This is a genomic window from Streptomyces sp. NPDC104761 (genome assembly GCF_055583445.1).
In genome coordinates this window covers 72,993-96,815 of the sequence record NZ_JBVJNZ010000011.1, presented here as the reverse complement: position 1 = coordinate 96,815, position 23,823 = coordinate 72,993, and the positions used below count along the sequence as shown (strand labels likewise).

The following is a 23,823-nucleotide window of genomic DNA, read 5'->3' as shown; positions in this document are numbered from 1 at the left end:
GCTCACTCCAGGATCTTCAGCGGCTCCCCGGCACTCCAGTCCTCCAGTGCCCCACGATGTACGGCGGTGATCCCGGCGGCGGCGGCGATGTTCAAGGCCTCCGGTGTGAAGGGGCACGTGGCCACGTAGAGCGCCACGTCCGCGCTGTACAGCACCTTCGCCGCTCCGACGAACTTCTGGACCTCCGGGCTGGTGATGTTGAGGTAGGGCGCGAACCTCTTGCACTGGACGACGAGACGTCGCCCGTCGGCCGTGAGCCCGATGATGTCGACGCCCCGGTCGCCGTGACCGCCCTGTACGACGACGTTGGTGCACCCGTCGCGGATCAGCAGTTTGGCGATGTGGCGCTCGAAGGTACGGCCGTTCATGGCGTCCATGGCGGCCATGACTCCGACGGCGGGGCGGTCGTCCCGGATTCCTTCGAGCCGCTTCAGCCGTGTGTGGTGCTGGTGGAGCCGCCGCTCGATGCGCTGGACGCCGGTCCGTAGGGCGATCAGCTCCGCACGGTGTTCCCCCGATGTCTCGATCAGGGCGTTGAACATTGGAACGACGGTCTTGCCGAGGATGTGGGTGATGCGTTGGTCGATGCGGTCGTCGAGAGACGCGAGGTGGGTCGGGACCGGGTTTTCCACAGGCTGTGTGCGGGCCAGGTACTCCGTGTCCAGGAGATACACACGCACCTGACGTGCGACTTCGCTGTCGCGGAGCAGCATGGCGACGTTGAGGACGGCTCGGCGGGAGAAGAGCGCGAGGGATGCGGTGCGCGACTGGATCCCACTGAGCGCCTTGAAGGCGCTCAGTTCTGAACCTGTCAAAACGTGGTAGCCGTTGGCTTCCAGCTCCGCCCTGTGGTCGATCACCAGAGAGCGGATGGCTTTGACGCGCACTTGAAAGTACGTCGCCACCATCGCCGTGGTCACATGCATCCCGTCCGGCAGCAGTGACAGCGCCTTCACCCTGTCGAGGACGTCGGTGCGGTCCTGCACGCTGTTGCGCAGGCTCTGCGATTCCAGTAGAGCCGATTCGTTGATCACGCTCTGCCCCTTCGATCGTGCTGCGGCCAGACGGCCAGGGCAGAGCTGCGAGTCCCCACCCGATCTGATCAACGACTTGTCGAGTGGGAAGGCACGATCGATACCAGAGCGGATGTTCAAGGGCAGCGTGTCCTGCGCGGCTGCATGAAGCGCTCGGCCCCGCCGAGCCGAAGCTCTGCGGGGCCGAGAAGTGCCTGCCGTGGGCTGACCAGGAGCTTCGCCCCGGCAGGCTCTTTTGTCGCTTCGTGTGGAACGTCAGCCGAAGGTACCGCCGAAGAAGTTGGTACCGCCGTTGTTCCCGCCGTTGTTGCCGTTGCCGACGCTCACCGTGGTGAGGGTGATCGTCGTGCTGCCGGGGTCGTTGACGCCGGTGTTGGCCTGCGGGTCCTGGTTGGTGACGAGGGCGTTGTCGCTGGAGTCACCGTTGAACTGGATGTTGGTGAAGCCTTGCGCCTGCAGGGTCTGCTTGGCCTGCTTCACGGTCTGGCCCAGGACGCTCGGCACGGCCGTCTGCTGCTGCGTCTTGCCGATCTGGATGTTCACCGTGGAGTTCTTCTTGACCTGCGTGCCCGCCTGCGGGTCGGTGGAGATGACCTTGCCGACCTGGTTGGGGTCGGTGGTGTCCACCTCGGTGCAGTTGCCGGTCAGGTTGTTGGCCGTCATCTGTGCCTTGGCCGCGTCGCAGGTCTGCCCGGCGACGTCCGGGACCGTGGACTTCTCCTCGGCCTTGGCGACCTCCAGGGTGATGACCGAGCCCTTTTCCTTCTCGGTGCCCGGGTCGGGGTTCTGGCTCAGGACCGTGCCCTCGTCCTGGGTGGACACCGTCTTGGTGACCTTGACCTTGAAGCCCTTGTTCTCCAGTTGCGTGGTCGCGTCGTCGACGTTCTTGCCGATCACGTTGTCCACCGCGACCTTCGGCGCGCCCGTCGAGACCACCAGGTTGACCGTGGAGTCCTTCTTGACCTCGGTCTTGTAGGTCGGGTCCTGGCTGCAGATGTTGCCCTTGGGCTGGTCGGCGCAGGTCTTCTGGGTGAAGGCCAGCTTCAGCCCGGTGTTGTCGGCCATCTGCGTGGCCGTCGCCTTGGTCTGCCCGACGAAGTTCGGCGTGCTGACCGTGTCGTTCCCGCCCCCGCCCCCGCTGACCACCCATTTCCCGATCAGGATCGAGCCGACCAGCACGAGGATGCCCGCGACCACGAGCAGGATCGTGGACGTGTTGTTCTTCTTTTTCTGCTGGCGGCGGCGGTCCGGGCGTTCGTCGTAGCCGTAGCCGCCGTCGTCCGGGTTCATCGGGGGGAGCATGGTGGTGGCGCCGGCGTCGGAGCGCATGGCCGTGGTCGGCATGTCGTCCGGGTAGCCGCCGTAGCCGACGGAGCCCATGGCCGCGGTGGCCGCGACCGGCTGGCCGTCCAGGCACGCCTCGATGTCGGCGCGCATCTCGTCGGCCGACTGATACCGGTAGTTCGGGTCCTTGACCAGGGCCTTCAGGACGATGGCGTCCATCTCGGGCGTGATCTCGGGATCGAAGACCGACGGGGGCTGGGGCTCCTCGCGGACGTGCTGGTAGGCGACCGCGACCGGGCTGTCGCCGACGAAGGGCGGCCGTACCGTCAGCAGCTCGTAGAGGAGGCAACCCGTCGAGTAGAGGTCCGAGCGGGCGTCGACCTGCTCGCCCTTGGCCTGCTCCGGGGAGAGGTACTGGGCGGTGCCGATGACGGCCGCCGTCTGGGTCATGGTCATGCCGGCGTCGCCCATGGCGCGGGCGATGCCGAAGTCCATGACCTTGACCTGGCCGTTGCGCGTCAGCATGACGTTCGCCGGCTTGATGTCACGGTGGACGATGCCGCTGCGGTGCGCGTACTCCAGGCCCTGGAGGATGCCGATGGTCATCTCCATGGCGCGCTCGGGCAGCAGCTTGCGGCCCGAGTGCAGGAGCTCGCGCAGCGTCGAGCCGTCCACGTACTCCATGACGATGTACGGGATCGAGACCCCGTCGATGTAGTCCTCGCCCGTGTCGTAGACCGCGACGATCGCGGGATGGTTGAGCGAGGCGGCCGACTGGGCCTCCCGGCGGAACCGGGCCTGGAAGGACGGGTCGCGCGCGAGGTCCGCGCGCAGCGTCTTCACCGCCACCGTGCGGCCGAGCCGCGTGTCATGGGCGAGGTAGACCTCCGCCATGCCACCACGGCCGAGCACGTGGCCCAGCTCGTACCGGCCGCCGAGGCGACGCGGCTCTTCCATAGTTCCCTACCAGCCCTCTCCGTCGGTCCCGACCGGCACGGGTGTGCGGTCGGAGGCTGCCGTCCGGGCCTACCGTACCCGGCTGTGTTTGTGTGACCTGGCCAAGCCCGTAACCCGATACAGGACCGGTATGTCAACGTGCACCGATGTGAAGGGGACGTGAGCGGGGTCACTTCTTGGAGTTGATGACCGCCTCCATCACGCTCTTCGCGATCGGGGCCGCCAGGCCGCCGCCGGAGATGTCGTCACGGTTGGCCTGGTCGTCCTCGATCACCACGGCGACGGCGACCGGCTTGCTGCCGTCGGGGAGCTTGGCGTAGGAGATGAACCAGGCGTAGGGGTTCTCGCTGTTCTCGACGCCGTGCTGGGCGGTACCGGTCTTGCCGCCCACGGTGACGCCGTTGATCTGTGCGTTCTTGCCGGTGCCGTCCTTGACGACCGTCTCCATCATGGACTGCAGGATCTGGGCGTTCGAGGAGCTCAGCGGCTGGCTCATCTCCTCGGGGTCGGTCTGGGAGACGGTGTCGAGGTTCGACGACTGCAGCTTGTCGACCATGTACGGCTTCATCAGCTTGCCGTCGTTGGCGACCGCCGAGGCGACCATGGCCATCTGCAGCGGGGTCGCGGCGGTGTTGTACTGGCCGATCGAGGAGAGCGCGGTCTGCGACTGGTTCATGTTGTCGGAGAAGACCGAGGCGCTGGAGCGGACCGGGGTGAACTGCTCGGAGTCGAAGCCGAACTTCTTCGCCTCGGCGAGCATCTTGTCGTTGCCCAGGTCGGCGCCGATCTTGCCGAAGACGGTGTTGCAGGAGAACTTGAGCGCGTTGCGCATGGTCGCGTTCTTGCAGGGGATGTTGCCCTCGTTCTTCAGCTCGGTGGTGGTGCCGGGCATGACGTAGGGCAGCGGGGAGTCGGTGTTCTCGTCGGCCGACTTGTAGAGCCCGTTCTCCAGGGCGGCGGCGGCGGTGACGACCTTGAAGGTGGAGCCCGGCGGGTAGGTCTCGCGCAGCGCCCGGTTCAGCATCGGGTCGTTCGGGTCGTATTTCTTCTGCAGCTTCTTCCAGGCCTCGGCGTCGGTGTCCGAGGTGCCGGCGAAGCTGGAGGGGTCGTACGACGGGTAGGAGGCGAGGGCCAGGATCTTGCCCGTGGAGGGCTCGAGGGCGACCACCGCGCCCTTGCCGCCCTGCGCCTTCAGACCGTTGTACGCGGCCTTCTGCGCGGCCGCGCTGAGGGTGGTGACGACGTTGCCGCCCTGCTTCTGCTTGCCCGTGATCATGTCGAGGGTGTTGCGGAAGAAGAGCCGGTCGTCGTTGCCGGTGAGGATGCCGTCCTCGAGGCTCTCCAGCTGGTTGGCGCCGAAGGCCTGGGAGGCGTAGCCGGTGACCGGCGACCACATGGGGCCGTTCTTGTAGGTGCGCTTGTACTTCAGGTCGTTGAGGCCGGAGGAGCTGGACGCGGTGGAGCCGGTGATCGGGTTGCCGTCGACGATGATGTCGCCGCGCGGGGTGGAGTAGCGGGCGATCGTGACCCGGCGGTTGGCGGGGTCCTCGCGGAGGGTGTCGGCCTTGACGTACTGGAGCCAGTTGTCGCGCAGCAGCAGGGTGAGGACGAGGAGGCCGCAGAAGATCGCGATTCGGCGCAGGGGCTTGTTCATGACGGGCGGACCACCTGGGTCATCTCGGCGTCGGGGTTGCTGACGGGGGCGGGCGCCGGGCGCCGTGCGGTGTCGCTGATTCTGATGAGGATGCCGATGAGCGCCCAGTTGGCGATCACGGACGATCCGCCGTACGCCAGGAACGGCATCGTCATACCGGTCAGCGGGATCAGGCCCATCACACCGCCCGCGACGACGAAGACCTGGAGGGCCATCGCGCCGGAGAGGCCGATCGCGAGGAGCTTGCCGAACGGGTCGCGGGCGGCGAGGGCGGTGCGGACACCGCGTTCCACGATCAGGCCGTAGATGATCAGGATCGCCATGATGCCGGCCAGGCCCAGTTCCTCGCCGAAGGTGGCGAGGACGAAGTCGGAGTTGGCGGCGAACCGGATGAGGTCGGAGTGGCCCTGGCCGAGACCCGTGCCGAGGGTGCCGCCGGAGCCGAAGGCCCACAGGGCCTCCATCGACTGGGCGGAGTGGCCGGGGACGGTCTTGCTGAGCGTGTACTCCTTCATCGGGTTGAGCCAGGCCTGGACGCGCTGCTGGACGTGCGGTTCGAAGCTCGCGACACCGACGGCGCCGGCCGCGGACATCAGCAGACCGAAGACGATCCAGCTGGTCCGCTCGGTGGCGACGTACAGCATGATCACGAACATGCCGAAGAACAGCAGGGAGGTACCGAGGTCGGTCTCGAAGACCAGGATCAGGATCGAGATGAACCAGACGACCAGGATGGGGCCGAGGTCGCGGCCGCGGGGCAGGTACAGGCCCATGAAGCGGCGGCTGGCGAGGGCGAGCGCGTCGCGCTTCACCATCAGGTAGCCGGCGAAGAAGATGGCCAGGACGATCTTCGCGAATTCACCGGGCTGGATGGAGAACCCGGCGACCGAGATCCAGATCTTCGCGCCGTAGATGTTGGCGCCGAGGCCCGGCACGAGCGGCAGCAGCAGCAGGGCCAGCGCGCCGACCATGGAGATGTACGTGTAGCGCTGCAGGACGCGGTGGTCCTTGAGGAAGATCAGCACCACGATGAACAGTGCGATGCCCATCGCGGTGTACATCAGCTGGCGGGGTGCGGCCGTGCCCGCCTGCTTGATGGACTGCAGCAGCTTGGACTGGTCGAGCCGCCAGATGACGACGAGTCCGAGGCCGTTGAGGAGCGTGGCCAGCGGGAGCAGCAGCGGGTCCGCGTACGGCGCGAACCGGCGGACGGCGAGGTGGGCGACGCCGGCGAGCAGCCCGAGGCCGAGGCCGTAGCTGAGCAGGCCGGCCGGTACCTTGTCGTTGATGGCCAGGCCCACGTTGGCGTAGGCGAACACCGGGATGACGACGGCGAACACCAGGAGCGCCAGCTCGGTGTTGCGTCGGCTGGGTGCGCCGATGGCACCGATCGTGGACGTGTGATGGGTCGAGCTGTTGGTGGAACTACTCATCGTGTGACGGGGCCTCTCACGGCTTGCCTACTGCTTACCGCACAGCGAGACGACCTTCTGCTCATCCTCCGAGAGGGTGGGGCCGGGGCTGGGGGTCGCTGAGGGGGACGGGGACGGTGACGCCGTGGAGGACGCCGAGTGCGAAGGGCTTGGCGAGGCCTTGGACGTGAGAGAGGTCTTGGTGGTTCCCGTGGTGCCGCCGGCCTCGCCCTGGCCGGTCTTGGAGCTCGTCCTGGACTCGGCGGCGGTGCGCTCCGACTCCTTCTTGCAGGCGGAGGCCTGCACGGCCAGCTCCTGGACTTTCGACCGGGCGTCCTTGAGGCCGCCCTCGGCGATGGTCGCCTTGACCTGCTTCTGCTGGTAGGGCGGCAGGTACTTGAGTTCGATCTCGGGGTGGTCCGTCTCCACCTTCGACAGCGAGACCCAGGCCAGGTCCTGGCTGATGCCCTGGTAGAGCGCGACGTGCTCGCCGTTGGCGCCGACGTAGTACTGCGTCTGCGTCCAGCGGTAGCCGCCGTACAGGCCCCCGCCGATCACGGCGAGGGCGAGCACGCTGAAGAAGGATCTCTTCAGCCACTTGCGGCCCTTGCGGGGTTTCACGAAGTCGTCGTCGGTGTAGTCGCCGAAGCTGCCCGCCGGGACGTATCCGGTGGTGTCGCCGCCGGAGCCGGGCGGCCCGAACTCGCCGCCCCCGCCGTGCCCGTGGCCCTGCCGGCCGAGGTTGGCGGCGCGGCCCGCCGGGGTCTGCATGTAGCCGTTGTCGTGCAGGTGGTGCTGGTTCTCGGCGACCGCGCCGACCACGACCGGGGTGTCGGAGAGCTGGCCCGCGAGGGTGTCGCCGGTGTCCAGGTCGAGGACGTCCGCGATGATGACCGTGATGTTGTCGGGGCCGCCGCCGCGCAGCGCGAGCTGGATCAGCTCCTGCACGGTCTCCTGCGGGCCCTGGTAGCTGGCGAGGGTCTCCTCCAGGGTCTGGTGGGAGACGACCCCGGAGAGCCCGTCGGAGCAGATGAGATACCGGTCACCCGCGCGCACCTCGCGGATCGAGAGGTCCGGCTCGACGTGGTCGCCGCTGCCGAGCGCGCGCATCAGCAGCGAGCGCTGCGGGTGGGTGGTGGCCTCTTCCTCGGTGATCCGGCCCTCGTCGACGAGGCGCTGCACCCAGGTGTGGTCCTGGGTGATCTGCGTGAGCACGCCGTCACGGAGCAGGTACGCGCGGGAGTCGCCGACGTGCACGAGGCCGAGCCGCTGTCCGGTCCACAGCAGGGCGGTGAGGGTGGTCCCCATGCCCTCCAGCTGCGGGTCCTCCTCGACCATGGCGCGCAGCTGGTCGTTGGCGCGCTGCACGGCGTGGCCGAGGGAGGTGAGGATGTCGGAGCCGGGCACGTCGTCGTCGAGCGTGACCAGGGTGGAGATCACCTCGGAGGAGGCGACCTCGCCCGCGGCCTGGCCGCCCATGCCGTCGGCGATGGCGAGCAGGCGCGGACCGGCGTAACCGGAGTCCTCGTTGCCCTCCCGGATCATGCCTTTGTGCGATCCGGCGGCGAAGCGCAGTGACAGACTCATGCGCACCTCGCCCGTCGGCTCCGGGTACATCCGCACGGTGCCCACCCTCCGGTCGGGAGCGCGCCGGGGACCGGCGTCCGGTCCGCCGCTGCGTGCTCGCTCCGCTCGCGCCTATCCATGATGTAGCACTACTTCCGCAGCTCGATGACGGTTTTGCCGATGCGGATCGGCGCGCCCAGCGGGATCGGCGTGGGAGTCGTCAGCCGGGACCGGTCCAGGTAGGTGCCGTTGGTCGAGCCGAGGTCCTCGACGATCCACTGGCCGTCGCGGTCCGGGTAGATCCTGGCATGACGGCTGGAGGCGTAGTCGTCGTCCAGCACGATCGTCGAGTCGTGGGCGCGGCCGAGGGTGATGGTCTGGCCCTGGAGGGCGACCGTCGTACCGGTGAGGGTGCCCTCGGAGACGACCAGCTTGGTGGGGGCGTTGCGGCGCTGCCGGCCGCCGGCCGCGGGCTGCTGGCCACGCTGCTGCGGGGGCGCGGCCTGCTGCCGGGCGGCGGGCTGCTGCCGCCGTCCTTCTTCCCTACGCGATCCGCGCTGGGTGACGCGCGTACCGAACAGGTCGCTGCGGATGACCTGCACGGCCACGATCACGAACAGCCACAGTACGGCCAGGAAACCCAGCCGCATGACCGTGAGGGTCAGCTCTGACATTGCCCCCGCTTCACCCTTCGGCTTGCCGGTAAATGATGGTGGTGCTGCCCACGACGATCCGCGAGCCGTCGCGGAGCGTAGCGCGGGTGGTGTGCTGCCCGTCCACCACGATGCCGTTGGTGGACCCGAGATCCTGGATCGTCGAGGGCGAACCGGTCCGGATCTCGCAGTGCCGGCGGGAGACGCCGGGGTCGTCGATCCGCACGTCGGCCTCGGTGCTGCGGCCCAGCACGAGCGTCGCGCGGGAGATCTGATGGCGGGTGCCGTTGATCTCGATCCAGTAGCGAGTGCGGGCTCCGGGCGCCGGGGCGCCGACGGGACCCGAGGGCGGCCGCTGGGCGGCCGGCTGGGTCGGCTGCGGGTACCCGTAGCCGCCGGGGCGGGCGCCGGGCGGCGGGGCGCTCGGCATGGGCGGGGCGGCGGCGCTCTGCTGCGGGTAGCCGTAGCCGCCGGGGCGCTGCGGGGCGCCGCCCGCGGGGGCGCGCTCGGGGGCCTGCTGGTTGCTGGAGGAGGCCAGCGTGCGGCTGCGCACCCGGTACAGGCCGGTGTCGAGGTCGTCGGCCTTCTCCAGATTGACCTTGATCGGCCCCATGAAGGTGTAGCGCTGCTGCTTGGCGTAGTCGCGGACCATCCCGGCGAGCTCGTCGCCGAGCTGCCCGGAGTAGGGGCTGAGCCGCTCGAAGTCCGGCGCGCTCAGCTCCACGATGAAGTCATTGGGTACGACGGTCCGGTCCCGGTTCCAGATGGTCGCGTTGTTGTCGCACTCGCGCTGCAGCGCGCCGGCGATCTCCACGGGCTGGACCTCGGACTTGAACACCTTCGCGAAGGTGCCGTTGACCAGACCTTCGAGACGCTGCTCGAACTTCTTCAGGACTCCCACAGGGCACCTCCTCTGTCGCCTTGCCCGTACTGCCTGCCGTTGCCGTTACCGCTCACTGATCGTATCTACGCGCCCGGCAATCAGCCGGTTCCCCCAGCGACCCCTCTTCGAACTCCTCGGCGTGCTTCCCCTGGCTTCTCCTGCCCGGGATCGGCGCTCGTTCTGCCATGGATCGTAGAGGTGGCCCACGACCAGTGTCCCGCACCTGACTGTGGACCCGGTCCGTCTCCTGGACAGATGGGCTGGACCGGTACGAGGTTGATACGTGGCCGCAGACCGCTCGGTACGTGATCACCAGGTGAGCGCTGCCCCCCGATAAGGGATGTGAACCCACCCTGCCCCACGTGCTAGTGTTCTCGATGTCGGAAGGGGCCAGCCCGAAGGAAACAACGGGGCTGAAGCCGGAAGACACACCCAATGCGCGGGTGGCGGAATAGGCAGACGCGCTGGATTCAGGTTCCAGTGCCCGCAAGGGCGTGGGGGTTCAACTCCCCCCTCGCGCACAGAGAGAAACCGACGGAACGGGTCTCTGCTGGTGACGGAAGTCGCCGCAGGGGCCCGTTTCTCGTTGTCGGGTGATCGTCCGCCGACTGTGAGGCATCGCACGGCCTTGGCTTTGGCGGGGCATGGGGAAGGCCCCCGAGTCGTGAGCTATCTCACGGGTGGGGCCTGTCTTCGGTGTGGTGCGTCTGGTCTGCGGCGGTGGCGGGGTTTCGGGGTCTGTGGCGATGGCGAGGTCTGCGGCGGTGGCGGGGTCTGGTGGCGATAGCGGGCCTGCTGGCGGTGGCAGTGCGGCGCCGTGGGCGTGGGCCGGTGGGAAGGCGAGCAGGATCGTTCGCGCGGCGATGCCGCGGATGCGGCGGGAGCCTGCGATTCGATGCCTTCGGAGCGGGGCGCGGAACGTGGGCGGCGCGGCACCAGCGTTCATCCGACGCCCGGTGGATGAGGAACGGCGCTCTCAGAGTTCCTTGAGCGCGGCGGCCGTCTCGGCGAGGATCTCCGCGGACAGTTCCCGGTCGTCGACAGCTCGGGCCATGGCAACCGCCCCGACCAGAGCGCTGAGTACCAGACATGCCTGCCGGCGCTCGGCTGCGGGATCGTCGCCCGGCGCGAGGTCCGCCAGGATGTTCAGGTAATTCTCGACCTGCCGGCCGTACGCTCCCCGCGTTCTGTCATCGGCCCGTGAGACGTCCTGCGGCAGAGCGGCGACCGCGCACCCGTCCTCCGGTGTGTCTCGGTGGGCGGTGCTGAGGTAGCCGTCGACGATCGCCGTGAACGCCTGCTGTCCGCCACGGGCGGCGGCGGCCAGGAACCGCTTGTTTCCCTGCTCCAGCGCCTGTTCGACCGCCTCGGCGACGAGAGCGTCCCGCGAGGCGAAATGGCGGTAGAAGCCGCCGTGGGTAAGACCGGCCTCCTTCATCAGTTCGGCCACGCCGACCCCGTTCACGCCATCGCGACGGAAACGTGCGGCGGCCGTGTTGACGATCCGGGTGTGGCTCGCCGCCTTGTCCGCCTGCGAACTGACCATGATCGAACCTCCCACCCACGGGGCCGCCGTCAGCCCGCGCCACTTGAAGATTGTAGGCATCATCTTGGGGCGTCTGCCGTCGCGTGTCGCACACGCTTCTTCCCGGGCGGCACGGTGCTCCTGCACGGAACAGACGTCGGGTCGAACCGCGTCGAGCAGCGAGACCCCTTCTTCGGTCTCTACGGTCCCTCCGTGGTCACGAGCGTAGGCAGGCGTGGGCGGCTTGGATCCCACCCCGGTTGCGACCTGATCGGGCCCGCCGCAGGCTGCCCCCATGGACTACAGCGCGGAAGCAGGCGTGCGGCCGGTCCTGGTCACCGGTGCGGCGGGCAGCGTCGGAGCCGTCGGCAGAACGGTCGTCCAGGGGCTGCGGCGCCGCGGCCTTGAGGTCCGTGCTCTGGTGCACCGCGACGACGACCGCGCCCAGGCGCTGCGCGCGACGGGCGCCGAAGTCGTGGTCGGGGATCTGACGCGTCCCCGTGACGTCGCCGACGCCCTCGACGGCTGCGGGCGGATGTACTTCGGCATGGCCGTCTCGGCGGAGTATCTGCTGGCCGCGGTGACCACGGCCACGGTCGCGCGCGCCTACGGAGGGCTGGAGGTGTTCGTGAACATGTCGCAGCTGACCGTCTCCGAGATGGACGCCACCAGCGGCTCGGAATCGCATCAGCATCGTCAGCAGTGGCTGGTCGAGCAGGTTCTCGACTGGTCAGGGCTGCCCGTGGTCGAGGTCAGGCCCACCGTCTTCATGGAGAACCCGGTCTTCCGGGCGCTGTTTTCGGCGGTCGCCGCGGGCGGCACCCTTCGGTGGCCCTTCGGCAAGGCGAAGACCTCCCCGATCGCCGCCGGTGACGTCGCCGCGGTCGTCGAGGAGATCCTGGCCGATCCGGCCCGGCACATCGGCCGGACCTACGAGTTGACCGGTCCCCGGTCCCAGGGCGCCGCCGCTCTGGCCGCGGAGATCTCCGATGCCCTCCACCGCACGGTCGGCTACACCGAGGTCCCGCTGCAGGAATGGCTCGACGGCGATCTCAAAGAGCTCGGCCTGCCGGACCATGTCTTCCAGCACATCTCCGCCATGGCCCACATGCACGCGGCCGGCCGCTACGACCGCCAGGCGGACGGCATGACCGAGGTCACCGGACGGCCCGCCGCGGGAGTGGGTGATTTCGTCCGCAAGAACTCTGAGGTGTTCGGCCACAGCCACTGAAGCGGCTTGCCGTCCGGACTGCCGAGGAGGCCGAGAGGCCGAGAGGCCGAGGGCTGCCGGGGGCGGGTGGTCCGCCGGATCGACGGGGCCCGGCAGGCGTCGCGCTGAGGTCGGTCGCGGCCCGGCAGGCGTCGCGGCGGCGGGCGGCTCACTCAAGTGCCCCCGTGAGCTTCGCCGTTCCCCACCGCAGGGCGGGCCAGGCGGTGGTGACGGCGGCGGTCGCGGCGAGCGGCGCGCAGGCGCCGGGATCCGCTGGGGAGATCGCGTACGCGTGTGGGCGCTGACTTGGCAGGACGGTGACCTGTGCGGTTGTGGGGCACCCCGGCGCCGTTCCCGGTGTTTCCCCAGTGCTTCCCGATCGAAGGGGCGCGCTGGTTACGCCTCAGATCCTTGCCACCAGTTCAGTGGCTCTCCATCCGGTCCGAAGACGTTGCTGAATCCCCATTCGAGCAGCCCGCTCACACCTGCTGCCCACGCTTCCATGACAGCCTCGACCGCGGGGAACCCGGCAACGGCGGGCACCGTCACCACGATGAACCGCCGGTCGGCGGGTGCCTCCACCAGGCCGTCCAGGGGGTCGAAGGCGCCGATCAGGGACTCCAAGGACTCAGCAGCGAAGGCGGGCTCGCCGAAGGCCTGGATGCAGAGGTTCGGGCCTCGCTGCTCGACCTGGAACAGACCATCGGCATCGATCTTCAGCAAGTCCCCGGCCGCGCAGCCCTCGACCATGCCGGGGCTACCCAACAGTTCGTAGCTGCCAGGATCGACGGCTCTGGCAGGAAGCGTCTCGAACACTGGCTTGCCGGAACTGGCGAAGCCGGCCCGGAGCGCCACATGGCAGCGATGGGAGTGCGTGGGGCTCTCGGTGCTCATTCCAGCATGCTCGCAGAGGCTGTCCGGGGCCGCTGGAGGCTCATGGATCATCCCCGGGGTCGGCTCGTCCCGTAATGCGCGAACAGCCCCCGCCGGATGCCGGATATACGACGACGGTGCCCCACCCGCCCCAAACCGTCCCGAAGTTGTCCACAGGGTCTGACGGCTCTCGGCCCCCGCCTGTACCGTCTCCACGAGTTGATGTTCGTGCGTGTGCGTGCGGGGAGTACGGGGGAGGCGGTCGACGTGACCGGAGTGGAAGAGCCGACGGCGGCCGGCGGGCGCAAGCTGCCCGCGCCGAAGGGGTTTGCGCAGTGGCCTTCGCAGGGCTCCCCCAAGGAGGAGGGCAAGGCGCTGCGTTCGGCGGTGCCGCGCCGCAGCCACGACGCCCTGGACCTGGACGGCTCCCGCCCCGACGCGGTCCGCGCGGTCGAGGAGTCCAACCGGGACCGCATCCCCGAGCTGGTCCCGATAAGGGTCGGCAGGATGGCGGCGAGCCCCTTCGCGTTCCTGCGCGGCTCGGCCGGCCTGATGGCGCACGACCTGGCCCGCACCCCCATGACCAGGATCGCCACCCAGATCTGCGGCGACGCCCACGCGGCCAACTTCGGCCTGTACGGCGACCCGCGCGGCGACCTCGTCATCGACCTGAACGACTTCGACGAGACGGTGACCGGCCCCTGGGAGTGGGACCTCAAGCGGCTTGCCGCGTCCCTGGTGCTGGCCGGCCGGGAGGCGGGCGCCGACGAGGACACGTGCCGCAAGGCGGCCGGCGACGCGACCGGCGCCTACCGCCGCACCATGCGCCTGCTGGCCAAGCTCCCGGTCCTGGACGCGTGGAACGCGATCGCGGACGAGGAGCTGGTCTCCCACTCCGACGCCCACGACATGATCGGCACCCTGCGCCGGGTCTCGGAGAAGGCCCGCGCCAACACCAGCGGCCGGTTCGCGGCCCGCGCCACCGAGCCCACCGAGGACGGCGGCCGCCGCTTCGTGGACGCCGCGCCGGTGCTGCGCCGGGTCCCGGACGCGGAGGCGGAGGCGGTCACCGCCGCCCTGGAGCACTACGTGACCACGCTCTCCGAGGACCGCCACCCGCTGCTCGCCCGGCACACCCCGCACGACGTCGCCTTCCGGATCGTCGGTACCGGCAGCGTCGGCACCCGCTCCTATGTCGTCCTCCTCCTCGACCACCGCGGCGAGCCGCTGATACTCCAGGTCAAGGAGGCCCGCCCGTCCGCGCTCGTCCCCCATCTCGCCACGGCCGGCTTCGAGACGCCCGCCGTCGACCACGAGGGCCGCCGGGTGGTCCTCGGCCAGAAACGGATGCAGGTGGTCAGCGACATCCTGCTCGGCTGGACCACGGTGGACGGCCGCCCGTTCCAGGTCCGTCAGTTCCGCAACCGCAAGGGCAGCGTCGACCCCGCCGCCCTGTCCCCCGACCAGATCGACGACTACGGCAGGATGACCGGCGCCCTGCTGGCCCGCGCCCACTCGCACAGTGCCGACCCGCGCCTGATCGCCGGCTACTGCGGCAAGAACGAGGAGCTGGACGAGGCGATCGCCGCCTTCGCGGTGGCCTACGCCGACCGTACGGAGGCGGACCACGAGGAGCTGGTGACCGCGGTGCGGGCGGGCCGGATAGCGGCGGAGCCCGGGGTGTGATCGGCGTGATCCACGGCTCGCGGCCTCCGGTGTCCCGAGAGGTGCTGATGTGAAGTACGTCGACATAAGCGAGGGCGCCACGGGCGAGGGCGCTGCCGTGGTCTCCATCGACCCCGGCCCCTACCTGGCGCGGCTGCCGGAACTCGCCGACGGCCTGCCGCCCGGCGCCCGCGCCTTCGCCACCGACCCGCGCCACTACGAGTTCGGCGGCCGCCGCTGCGTGAAGGACCTGCGCCCCCTGGAGATGCGCCGCACGGCCACCGCCGGCATGGAGCTCCGCTTCCGTCACGACGGCCACAAGCACGACGAGGACCTGATCGTCCGCTACACGGGCGTCTCCCGCTTCCAGACGGACATCCTGGGCGCCTGCGACCTCACCTCGCTCGGCGAGGTGATCCTCGACGAGATCCTTCCGCACCCCGGCGGCTGCACCCACGAGCTGGCCTGCCGCCCCGGCACCCTCGTCGTGGCCTGCACCGATCTGGTCGCCGAGTGGGTCCCGGCCACCGACGGCGACGACAGGCCCTAGGCTGGTCGGGTGACGACCCCGGAAGCTGAGCAGTCCCAGGCACCGCGGCCCGAGGAACGGCTGGAGCAGGCCGTACGGGCCGCCGAGCAGGCGTTGATCGAGTACGAGATCGCGGTCGAGACCTTCCGCGTCGAGGTGGAGAATTTCTCCCGCCTGCACGAACAGAAGCTCGGCCCCCTCTACCTCCGCATCGAGGAGCTGGACGCGCGGATCGCCGAGGCCAAGGCCGCCCGCACCGGCGACCCCGAGGACATCCGCGCCGCCGAGGAGGCCCGCGCCCGGGTCCTGCCCATCCCCGGTGTCGAGGAGCTGCTGCACGGCTGGATGGACGGCGACGGCCTGTTCCCGGAGGCCGTCGCGATGCTCACCGAGCAGGAGGTCCGGCCGCCGCAGCGGGTCCGCCCCAGCGAGGAGGCCCGCCGGCTCTACCGCGAGCTGGCCCGCAAGGCCCACCCCGACCTGGTACAGGACGAGGCCGAGCAGGAGCGGCGCGAGGAGTTCCTCAGCCGGGTCAACGCGGCCTACGCCCGCGGCGACGAGGCCCTGCTGCGCGAGCTGGCCGAGGAGTGGGAGGCCGGCCCGGTCCCGCCGGAGCGCAGGCCGAGCCGGGCCGAGGAGCTGTACGCCCGCCTGGAATGGCTCTCCCAGCGCAAGGAACTGCTCGGCCTGGTCGCCAAGGAGCTGGAGAACGGCCCCATCGCCGGCCTGCTCCGGCTGGCCCCCGACGACCCCGACGCCCTCCTCGACGAGATCGCCGAGCGGCTCCGCAAGGACGTGACCGAACGCGAGGCGGAACTGGCGGCCCTGCTGACCCAGGAGTAGCCCTCCGCTCCGGTCGGGTAGCGTCGGAGACATGAACTTCGCAGCGCGTGTGCCCACGGTCGAGGTCGCGGACCTCAAGGACGGCGACTTCCTGCTGGACGTCCGCGAGGACGACGAGTGGCAGGCGGGCCATGCCGCCGGTGCCCTGCACATCCCGATCAGCGAGTTCGTGGCCCGCTACGGCGAGCTCACCGAGGCCGCCCCCCAGGACGCCCGCGTGCACGTCATCTGCCGCTCCGGCGGTCGCTCGGCCCAGGTCACGATGTACCTGGTCCAGCAGGGCATCGACGCCGTGAACGTCGACGGCGGCATGCAGGTGTGGCAGGCGGCGGGCCGCGAGGTCGTCACGGACGGGGGAGAACCGGGCTTCGTCGTCTGAGACACCGGGCGGGAAGCCCCGTCTGGGGCGCCCCGCACCGGAGCGCCCCGAAAGGGGCGCGGGGAACTGCGCGACCAGCCCCCACCGACCCGCAGATCACCCACGACCGAGCGCCCCCCTCTCTTTCTCTCCACTACCCCAGTGGATGCGCGGCCAGCAGATCCCCCAGCGCCTCCTCGTGAACCCCGGCCCCCCCGAGCGCCAGCTCGATCTGCTTCGCCCACGCGTGGTACCGGTGCAGCACGTACTCCGTGTCGGCCCCGAACCCCCCGTGCAGATGCTGCGCGGTCTGCACCACCCGCCGCACCCCGTCGGCCGCCCAGATCTTCGCCACCGCCACGTCCCCGGCCGCCGGCAGCGCCCCGGACGCCCCCGAGGCGATCCGCCACGCCGCCTGCCACAGCGTCGCCTCCATGGCCCGCAGGTCGATGTACCGGTCCGCGGCCTGCACGGCCACCGCCTGGAACGTGGCGATGGGATGCCCGAACTGCTCCCGCTTGCCGGCGTACTCACCGGTCATCCTCAGCACCCGCTCACCCACCCCGAGCGCCAGCGCGCACGTCCCGGTCACCAGCAGCTCTCGCAGCCACTCCCAGGCCCCGTCCGCCGCCACCACGTCCCGCGCCGCGACCCGCGCCGACTCCAGCCGCAGTTCCCCGAGCCGTTCCCCACTGGTCGACACCTGCTCGGCGACCGTCACCCCGGCCGAGCCCGAGCCCGAGCCCGAACTCTCGGCCCTGGCCCCCTCGCCACCCGGCGCCACCAGCGCCAGCACGCTCCGGTCCGCCTCGGTGCGCGCCGGTACGACGACGAGGGCGGCGTCGTACGCCCACGGCACCGCCGTCTGCACGCCGTCCAGCACCCACGCGTCGCCGTCCCGCCGCGCGGTCACCGCCAGCTCGGCCGGGTCGTGCCCGGTGCGTCCGCTCGCGGCGACCGTCAGCACCGGCTCGCCCCGCCCCGCCCGCGCCGCCAGCCGGTCCCGCAACTCCGCCGACCCGTACCTCTGCACGGTCGCCAGGGCCGCGCTGTGCTCCAGCAACGGCACCCTGGCCAGCACCTTCGCCGACTCCCGCAGTACCAGGCACAGCGCGATGGCGTCCAGGCCGGCGCCGCCGTACTCCTCGGCCAGCAGCAGACTCAGCAGATCCGCTTGCGCCAGCCGGTCCCACAGTTCCCGGTCGAAGTGCTCGGAGACGGCGCCGGTGGTCAGCGCCGGGCTCGGCACCGCGTCCGGCGCCACCCCGGCGAACACCCCGCGTGCCGTCTCGGCCGCCGCCAACTGCTCCTCGGTGAAGGTGAAGTCCACGGTCCTGTCCTCCCGGCGGGTCCCCGCTGATCTGACGGTCCGTCAAGATAGAACAGGTTCTAGAAGAAGGGAACCCAAAATCCCTGCGATCACCAGCTGCTCCCGTCGTAGGCTGACGGCCGCTCTCCGCCGACGGGGGACGGACACACGAGGGAGGACACATGGGGATCCGAAGCCTGACCCGCACCGAGGCCGAGCACCGGGCCGCACTGGTCACGGTCGAGCGGTACGACATCGACATCGACCTCACCGCCCTGCCCGACGGGCCGGAGGTCCGCTGCGTCTCCACGGTCACCTTCAGCTGCTCCGAGCCGGGCGCGGAGACCTTCGTCGACTGTGCGGCCGAGGTGCGCGCCGCCACCCTCAACGGCAGCCCCCTCACCCCCTCCGGCGACGGGCGGATCCCGCTGCCCGGGCTGGCCGCGCACAACGTGCTGCGCGTCGAGAGCGTCCAGGCCGACACCGCCACCGGCGCGGGCGTGCACAAGGCCACCGACCCCGCCGACGGCGAGGTGTACGTGTGGACGAGCTTCGAGCCCGACGAGGCCCGGTTCGTCTGGGCCTGCTTCGACCAGCCCGACCTCAAGGCCCCGCACGCCTTCACCGTCACGGCTCCGGCCGCCTGGACCGTTCTCAGCAACTCCGGGGACCCGCGGATCGAAGAGCAGGGTGCGGCCCGCCGCTGGAGCTTCCCGGACACCCCGCCGCTGTCCGTGTACAACACCGTCGTCAACGCCGGCCCCTTCCACGGGATCCGCCGTGAGGCCGACGGACACGACCTCGGCATCTACGCGCGCCGCTCGCTCGCCGAGGTCCTGGAACGCGACGCCGACGACATCCTCACCCTCACCCGGCAGGGCCTCGCCTTCTACGCGGAGGCCTTCGCCATGCCGTTCCCGCAGCGCAAGTACGACCAGGTGTTCATGCCCGAGTTCGGCGGTGCGATGGAGAACTACGGTTGCGTGACCTGGTCGGACGCCTTCCTGCGGCGGGCCGAGCCGACACCCGCCGAGCGCGAGGTGCTCGCGGTGGTGCTGCTGCACGAGATGGCGCACATGTGGTTCGGCAACATCGTCACCATGCGCTGGTGGGACGACCTCTGGCTGAACGAGGCCTTCGCCGAGTTCGCCTGCCACTGGGCCGCCGAGGGCGCCACCCGCCACACCGACGCCTGGGCGGGCCACCTCCTCAACGGCAAGGTCAGGGCGTACCTCTCCGACCAGGGCCCGGTCTCGCACCCGATCCACCAGCCCATCCACGACGTCGCCCAGGCCGCGTCGATCTTCGACAACATCACCTATCCCAAGGGCGCCTCCGTCCTCCTCCAGCTGATGACCTACGTCGGTGAGGACCGCTTCCGCACCGGCATGGCCGCCTACTTCGCCCGTCACGCCTGGGGCACCACCACCCTCCAGGACCTGATCGACGCCCTCGCCGAGGCCAGCGGCCGCGACCTGACCGGCTGGCGCAAGGCCTGGCTGGAGACCGCGGGCACCGACCGCTTCACCCTGGAGCGCGACGGCGGCACCGTCACCCTGCTCGCCGACGGCAGCCCCCGCCCCCAGGTCCTCGCGGTCGGCGCGTACGACCGCGCCGGCGACGCCCTGGAACGCACCGCGCTGGTCCGCGTCGAGGTCACCGAGGCCCGCACCCCGGTCACCGGCCTTCCCGCCACGTCCGACCTCCTCCTGGTCAACGACGACGACCTCACCTTCGCCACCACCCGCCCGGACCCCACCGCCCGGGACACCCTCTTCCGCGCGGCGGGCCTGCTGCCCACCGCCATCTCGCGGGGCGTCGCCGCCGCCACCGTCTGGGACATGCTCACGGCAGGCGAGGCCACGGCGGCCGAGGCCGGCCGCTGCCTCACCGCGGTCCTCGCGGCCGAGACGTCCGACGCGGTGATCGAGCCCTACCTCACGCTCGTCACCAACATCGCCGAACTCTGGGCAACGCCCGCCGAACGCCCCGCGCTGACCGAGGCCGTGGCCGCGGCCTGCCGACGGCTCGCCGCCGACCCGGGCCGCCGCCAGGTCGCCCTGCGCGGCCTCGCCCGCACCGCGACCGGCGCCGATGACCTGACGTGGCTCCGCGAGCAGGCCGGCGACGACGTCGACCTGCGCTGGCGCGCCCTCGTCCGCGAGGCCGAGCTCGGCGGCGACGTCACCGCCGAGTCCGCCGCCCTGCTCGAACGCGACACCGACCCCGACGCCTGGATCCGCGCCCTCACCGTCCGGGCGGCCCTCCCCGATCCGGCCGCGAAGGCCGAGGTCTGGCAGCGGCTGGCCGTGGACCGCGAGGTCCCGGTCGCAGCGATCTCCGCGGTGGCGGCCGCCTTCTGGCGTCCCGGCCAGGACACCTGGCTCGCCCCCTACGCCGAGCGCTACCTGGCGGTGATCCCCGACCTGCAGCAGGGCGGCATGATCCCGGCGATGACCTACACCTCCCATCTCTTCCCGCCGCATGCCATCGACGCCGTGTACATCGAGAGGGTCCGTCAGGCGGCCCGGGACGCCTCCCCTGTCGTCCGCAACACCCTTCTGGAACGCGCGGACGCCGTCCGCCGCATGCTCCGTGCCCGGGCCGCGAACGCCTGACCCCGGGCTGGGCACTCCTGCCGGGTCCCGTCCGATCGCTCGGCTCCGGCCGATCCCATGGTCGCGGGGCCCGTGCCGACGATCAACCGCTGTGGACAACCTCGGCGGCGGCCTGTGGACAACTCGTGGCAGCGCGATCGACGGACGCGAGCGGACGGCGTATGACCTGCGCCGATCCCGGGCCGGGGGCTCCGGTGCCTGGACCGGAAGGGCCGACGGCCGTGCCCGGAGTGGTGATGGCCACGCCGTCGGCCTCCTCCCCGGGGCTGCGCCCGGTGGCCGGTGCTGAGTACCGTTCCGTGCGAGTGCCGGGCAGCGGCACACCGCGCGGCGCCGGATCGGTGCCGCCCGGACGGCGCGGCGGAATCGGGGAACGGGGCGGTATGGACGACGCGTACGACGAGGGCGTGGACGCCCGGCACGGGCCGGACGCCCCGAGCGGGACGCGTGCCGAGCCCGAGGCCGCCCCACCGGACCGTCCGGCCCCTCCGGAGCAGCCGTCCTCCGGCCCACCCCTTGCGCCGGAGTCCGCGGCCGTCCCCCGTACCGGCGTCGCCGCCCTGTCCCCCCGCTACCAGATCGGCGCGGCCCTCGCCCTCGCCCTGGTCGCGGTCACCGCCTGCGTGCACCTCGGAATGGTGTTCCTGAGCGTGGCACCGGCGAACACGGTGACCAAGCAGCACGGCAAGGCGATCGAGGACTGGGTGTACCCGGAGTTCGAGCAGAACTGGAAACTCTTCGCGCCGAACCCGTTGCAGCAGAACATCTCCGTGCAGGTGCGCGCCGACGTGCTGATGCCGGACGGCACCAGGACCACCACCGGCTGGAACGACCTGTCCGCGCAGGACGGCCGGGCCATCGACGGCAGCCTGGTGCCCAGCCACACCGTGCAGAACGAACTGCGCCGGGCCTGGGACTTCTTCACCTCCACGCACGGCAACGACAACCGCCCGATCGGCCTGCGCGGCTCCCTGTCCGAGCAGTACCTGCGCCGGATCGTCGTGATGCGCATGTACAAGGGGGACGCCACGAGCGAGAAGGGCACCATCCAGCGCGTGCAGGTACGGTCGAGCACCACCAACGTGACCCCGCCGGACTGGAGCGGTGAGAAGGTCTCCGACACACCCGTCTACCGGATACTGCCCTGGTGGACGGTCACGGCGGACGAAGCGAACGGCGGTGTGCGGTGAACCGTCTCGCCCTGTGCCTGTCCCGTGCCATCGCCCGGGTCACCGAGGCTGCGCTCGGCCCGTACCAGACGGCCGTCGTCCGCATCGGCTTCGCCGCCACCTGGCTGCTGTTCCTGCTGCGCGAGTACCCGCACCGCCAGGAGCTGTACGGCCCGCACGCCACCTGGAGCTTCGACCTCGCCCAGCAGCTGACCGCCGACAACCACGCCTTCACGGCGCTGCTGGCCTCCGACGGCAACGCCTACTTCGAGGTCTGCTACTTCCTCGCCGTCCTCGCCGGCGCGCTGCTGCTGGTGGGCTGGCGGACCCGGGCCACGTCCCTGTTCTTCATGATCGGCGTGCTCTCCCTGCAGAACCGCAGCGTGTTCGTGGGCGACGGCGGCGACAACGTGCTGCACCTGATGTCCTTCTACCTGGTGTTCACGCGCTGCGGACAGGTGTGGTCCCTGGACGCGCGCCGGGCGGCCCGCGCGGGCGCCGCACGCGCGCGTGGCGAGCGCGTGGCCCCCGACCTGGCGGGCCCCACCCTGTGGGCGGTCTCGGGACTCGTCCTGCTCGTGGCGGCCCTCACCGGCCGTACCGGAGGCGGCTGGCTGGTCCCGGCCGTGCTGTGGGCGACCTGGGCCGGCACCGCCCTGTGGTGGGCTGCCGACCGCTGGGGGCGCACGTCCGAGCCCCGCATCCTGCTCGACGTCATCGCCAACATCCTGCACAACGGCGCCCTGTTCGTGATCATGGCCGAGGCCTGCCTGATCTACGCCACCGCCGGCTGGTACAAGATCCAGGGCTCCCGCTGGCAGGACGGCACCGCCGTCTACTACCCGCTCCACCTGGACTACTTCTCGCCCTGGCCGGCCCTCGCCGACCTGCTGTCCGGCAACGGCACGATGGTGATGCTGGTGACCTACGGGACGGTCATCGTGCAGGTCGCCTTCCCGTTCACGCTGTTCAACCGGCGGGTCAAGAACGTACTGCTGGCCGCGATGATGACCGAGCACGCGGTGATCGCGGTCGTGCTCGGCCTGCCCTTCTTCTCACTGGCCATGATCACGGCGGACTCCGTCTTCCTGCCGACGTCCTTCCTGCACCGGGTCGGCGGCTGGGCGGCACGCGCGCGTGAACGCGTCCTGAGCCGGACCGTCCCGGAGCTGCCCGTGCAGCGCTCGCCGGAGCCCGACGAACAGCCCCGCGTAGGCTTCGGGGCATGACCGACCCCCTGGACCACTGGGCGCGGCTGGCCGGCTCGGCCGTCCTGCTCGACGGCTTCCACGCCCTCAAGCACGCGCTGCGCTTCGGTGCGGAGGTGCCGGTGGCGGTCACGGCGGACCGGGCGGCGACGCTGGCCCTGGCGGGCGAGTTGGCGCCGGACGTACGGGAGGCGATGGCCGCGCTGCTGACGGAGGTGCCCGCGCAGACGTACGCGTCCCTCGTGCCGCGCCCGCACCCCACGGCCGTGGCCGCGCTGGCGGTACGGCCGTCCCGCGCGGCCAACCTGCGCGAGCTGGCCCGCGTCCCGCGCACGGCCCCCGTCGTGGTCCTCGACGAGCCGCGCAACCTCGGCAACGCGGGCGCGGTGATCCGCCTCGCGGCGGGTTTCGGGGCGACCGGCGTCATCATGACCGGCACCCTCGACCCCTGGCATCCGACGGTGGTCCGCGGCGGCGCGGGCCTGCACTTCGCCACGGCGGTGGAACGGCTGACGGTGCCCGAGCTGCCGGAGGGCCCGCTGTACGCGCTCGATCCGGAGGGCGAGGACATCAGGGGGCTGAAACTCCCTGACGACGCGATCCTCGCTTTCGGCTCCGAGCGGACGGGACTCTCAGCCGGCCTCCGCGCGCGGGCCGACCACTTGCTGCGGCTGCCGATGCGCCCACAGGTGAGCAGCTACAACCTGGCGACGAGCGTGGCGATGACCTTGTACCACTGGAGCGCCCTGTAAAGGGCCTGGCCGAGACGCCCCGTCAGGGGCGCGGGGAACTGCGCGACCAGCCCCGACGGCGCTGCACCGGCCACGCAACCGCACCACAACGGCGGCACCGCCCGGCTCGGCACCGCCGGTCACCGCCGTCGTGGCCGAGCACGTTGCGGCGGCCGAAGGGACGGCGGCGACCGACGAATCGGCGACGGCCAGGACAGGAACCGATACCGCACGGAGGCGTAGCCCGGTCGCACGCCCTGTGCCCGTAGCTGAGGTCGGACGGTGGCGCGCCTTGTGCCTGTCGCCGGCGTCGGCTGGTGGCGCGCTCCGTGCCTGTCGCCG

19 protein-coding genes and 1 tRNA gene are annotated in these 23,823 nt (G+C 70.8%); 10 read left to right on the top strand and 10 right to left on the bottom strand.

Annotation, left to right across the window (positions count from 1 at the left end; all coding sequences use genetic code 11):
• Positions 1-2 precede the first annotated feature (2 nt).
• The 7 genes from ACZ63F_RS27815 to ACZ63F_RS27785 form a co-directional block, all read right to left on the bottom strand.
• On the bottom strand, positions 3-1,154 hold the full coding sequence (locus ACZ63F_RS27815; protein ID WP_469714742.1) for a restriction endonuclease: 1,152 nt from the start codon (positions 1,152-1,154) through the stop codon (positions 3-5).
• A 135-nt stretch (positions 1,155-1,289) separates the two neighbouring features.
• Positions 1,290-3,275 carry a Stk1 family PASTA domain-containing Ser/Thr kinase gene (gene pknB, locus ACZ63F_RS27810; RefSeq protein WP_469714740.1) on the bottom strand — a complete coding sequence of 662 codons (1,986 nt, stop codon included), beginning with the start codon at positions 3,273-3,275 and terminating at the stop codon, positions 1,290-1,292.
• Between the two features lie 169 nt (positions 3,276-3,444).
• Complete coding sequence (locus ACZ63F_RS27805) at positions 3,445-4,929, bottom strand: peptidoglycan D,D-transpeptidase FtsI family protein (protein WP_469714737.1); 1,485 nt, start codon at positions 4,927-4,929, stop codon at positions 3,445-3,447.
• Entirely contained in the window at positions 4,926-6,362 is a 1,437-nt protein-coding gene (locus ACZ63F_RS27800) for an FtsW/RodA/SpoVE family cell cycle protein (protein ID WP_352355719.1), read from the bottom strand. Before ACZ63F_RS27800 ends, ACZ63F_RS27805 begins: the two co-directional genes overlap by 4 nt.
• A 27-nt stretch (positions 6,363-6,389) precedes the next feature.
• Entirely contained in the window at positions 6,390-7,958 is a 1,569-nt protein-coding gene (locus ACZ63F_RS27795; RefSeq protein ID WP_352355877.1) for a Stp1/IreP family PP2C-type Ser/Thr phosphatase, read from the bottom strand.
• Positions 7,959-8,056: 98 nt separating this feature from the next.
• Positions 8,057-8,581 carry an FHA domain-containing protein FhaB/FipA gene (locus ACZ63F_RS27790; RefSeq protein ID WP_093500760.1) on the bottom strand — a complete coding sequence of 175 codons (525 nt, stop codon included), beginning with the start codon at positions 8,579-8,581 and terminating at the stop codon, positions 8,057-8,059.
• 10 nt (positions 8,582-8,591) lie between these two features.
• Positions 8,592-9,461 (bottom strand): FhaA domain-containing protein, encoded by an 870-nt coding sequence (locus ACZ63F_RS27785; protein WP_093500759.1) that lies wholly within the window; start codon positions 9,459-9,461, stop codon positions 8,592-8,594.
• A gap of 419 nt (positions 9,462-9,880) precedes the next feature.
• On the opposite strand from ACZ63F_RS27785, the gene ACZ63F_RS27780 reads away from it, so the two are divergent.
• Positions 9,881-9,964: transfer RNA gene (locus ACZ63F_RS27780), tRNA-Leu, on the top strand.
• Positions 9,965-10,419: 455 nt separating this feature from the next.
• On the opposite strand, the gene ACZ63F_RS27775 is transcribed toward ACZ63F_RS27780, so the two are convergent.
• The gene (locus tag ACZ63F_RS27775; RefSeq protein ID WP_469714729.1) at positions 10,420-10,989 is read right to left on the bottom strand and encodes a TetR/AcrR family transcriptional regulator; all 570 of its coding nucleotides are present in this window, start codon (positions 10,987-10,989) and stop codon (positions 10,420-10,422) included.
• Positions 10,990-11,263: 274 nt separating this feature from the next.
• Between ACZ63F_RS27775 and ACZ63F_RS27770 the strand changes: the two genes are divergently transcribed.
• A complete protein-coding gene (locus tag ACZ63F_RS27770; RefSeq protein WP_469714726.1) occupies positions 11,264-12,199 on the top strand; it encodes an NmrA family NAD(P)-binding protein in 936 nt (311 codons plus the stop codon).
• Positions 12,200-12,574: 375 nt separating this feature from the next.
• Here the strand turns inward: ACZ63F_RS27770 and ACZ63F_RS27765 are convergent, their stop codons facing one another.
• Positions 12,575-13,072 carry a DUF4265 domain-containing protein gene (locus ACZ63F_RS27765; RefSeq protein ID WP_469714722.1) on the bottom strand — a complete coding sequence of 166 codons (498 nt, stop codon included), beginning with the start codon at positions 13,070-13,072 and terminating at the stop codon, positions 12,575-12,577.
• Positions 13,073-13,273: 201 nt separating this feature from the next.
• Between ACZ63F_RS27765 and ACZ63F_RS27760 the strand changes: the two genes are divergently transcribed.
• From ACZ63F_RS27760 to ACZ63F_RS27745, 4 genes are read left to right on the top strand one after another with little or no spacing between them, the layout of a single operon-like run.
• The gene (locus tag ACZ63F_RS27760; RefSeq protein WP_469714718.1) at positions 13,274-14,737 is read left to right on the top strand and encodes a DUF2252 domain-containing protein; all 1,464 of its coding nucleotides are present in this window, start codon (positions 13,274-13,276) and stop codon (positions 14,735-14,737) included.
• A 49-nt stretch (positions 14,738-14,786) separates the two neighbouring features.
• Positions 14,787-15,266: a hypothetical protein gene (locus tag ACZ63F_RS27755; protein ID WP_469714714.1), complete on the top strand. Its 480-nt coding sequence runs from the start codon at positions 14,787-14,789 to the stop codon at positions 15,264-15,266.
• Between the two features lie 9 nt (positions 15,267-15,275).
• Complete coding sequence (locus ACZ63F_RS27750) at positions 15,276-16,088, top strand: hypothetical protein (RefSeq protein ID WP_469714710.1); 813 nt, start codon at positions 15,276-15,278, stop codon at positions 16,086-16,088.
• Positions 16,089-16,137: 49 nt separating this feature from the next.
• A complete protein-coding gene (locus tag ACZ63F_RS27745) occupies positions 16,138-16,467 on the top strand; it encodes a rhodanese-like domain-containing protein (protein WP_351486505.1) in 330 nt (109 codons plus the stop codon).
• Between the two features lie 133 nt (positions 16,468-16,600).
• On the opposite strand, the gene ACZ63F_RS27740 is transcribed toward ACZ63F_RS27745, so the two are convergent.
• Positions 16,601-17,776, bottom strand: a complete 1,176-nt coding sequence (locus tag ACZ63F_RS27740) for an acyl-CoA dehydrogenase family protein (RefSeq protein ID WP_469714706.1) — start codon at positions 17,774-17,776, stop codon at positions 16,601-16,603.
• A gap of 161 nt (positions 17,777-17,937) precedes the next feature.
• Between ACZ63F_RS27740 and pepN the strand changes: the two genes are divergently transcribed.
• From pepN to ACZ63F_RS27720, 4 genes are all read left to right on the top strand, one after another.
• On the top strand, positions 17,938-20,373 hold the full coding sequence (pepN, locus tag ACZ63F_RS27735; RefSeq protein ID WP_469714702.1) for an aminopeptidase N: 2,436 nt from the start codon (positions 17,938-17,940) through the stop codon (positions 20,371-20,373).
• A 383-nt stretch (positions 20,374-20,756) separates the two neighbouring features.
• Positions 20,757-21,563: a DUF5819 family protein gene (locus ACZ63F_RS27730; protein ID WP_469715174.1), complete on the top strand. Its 807-nt coding sequence runs from the start codon at positions 20,757-20,759 to the stop codon at positions 21,561-21,563.
• On the top strand, positions 21,560-22,771 hold the full coding sequence (locus ACZ63F_RS27725; protein WP_469714699.1) for an HTTM domain-containing protein: 1,212 nt from the start codon (positions 21,560-21,562) through the stop codon (positions 22,769-22,771). Before ACZ63F_RS27730 ends, ACZ63F_RS27725 begins: the two co-directional genes overlap by 4 nt.
• The gene (locus ACZ63F_RS27720; protein WP_469714696.1) at positions 22,768-23,502 is read left to right on the top strand and encodes a TrmH family RNA methyltransferase; all 735 of its coding nucleotides are present in this window, start codon (positions 22,768-22,770) and stop codon (positions 23,500-23,502) included. The genes ACZ63F_RS27725 and ACZ63F_RS27720 overlap by 4 nt, the downstream gene beginning before the upstream one ends.
• Positions 23,503-23,823 lie beyond the last annotated feature (321 nt).

Excerpts from the sequence above, each read along its gene's own strand:
- pknB (WP_469714740.1), bottom strand. The coding sequence starts at position 3,275 with ATGGAAGAGCCGCGTCGCCTCGGCGGCCGGTACGAGCTGGGCCACGTG.
- ACZ63F_RS27805 (WP_469714737.1), bottom strand. The coding sequence starts at position 4,929 with ATGAACAAGCCCCTGCGCCGAATCGCGATCTTCTGCGGCCTCCTCGTC.
- ACZ63F_RS27800 (WP_352355719.1), bottom strand. The coding sequence starts at position 6,362 with ATGAGTAGTTCCACCAACAGCTCGACCCATCACACGTCCACGATCGGT.
- ACZ63F_RS27795 (WP_352355877.1), bottom strand. The coding sequence starts at position 7,958 with ATGTACCCGGAGCCGACGGGCGAGGTGCGCATGAGTCTGTCACTGCGC.
- ACZ63F_RS27790 (WP_093500760.1), bottom strand. The coding sequence starts at position 8,581 with ATGTCAGAGCTGACCCTCACGGTCATGCGGCTGGGTTTCCTGGCCGTA.
- ACZ63F_RS27775 (WP_469714729.1), bottom strand. The coding sequence starts at position 10,989 with ATGGTCAGTTCGCAGGCGGACAAGGCGGCGAGCCACACCCGGATCGTC.
- ACZ63F_RS27770 (WP_469714726.1), top strand. The coding sequence starts at position 11,264 with ATGGACTACAGCGCGGAAGCAGGCGTGCGGCCGGTCCTGGTCACCGGT.
- ACZ63F_RS27765 (WP_469714722.1), bottom strand. The coding sequence starts at position 13,072 with ATGAGCACCGAGAGCCCCACGCACTCCCATCGCTGCCATGTGGCGCTC.
- ACZ63F_RS27760 (WP_469714718.1), top strand. The coding sequence starts at position 13,274 with ATGTTCGTGCGTGTGCGTGCGGGGAGTACGGGGGAGGCGGTCGACGTG.
- pepN (WP_469714702.1), top strand. The coding sequence starts at position 17,938 with ATGGGGATCCGAAGCCTGACCCGCACCGAGGCCGAGCACCGGGCCGCA.
- ACZ63F_RS27730 (WP_469715174.1), top strand. The coding sequence starts at position 20,757 with ATGGACGACGCGTACGACGAGGGCGTGGACGCCCGGCACGGGCCGGAC.
- ACZ63F_RS27720 (WP_469714696.1), top strand. The coding sequence starts at position 22,768 with ATGACCGACCCCCTGGACCACTGGGCGCGGCTGGCCGGCTCGGCCGTC.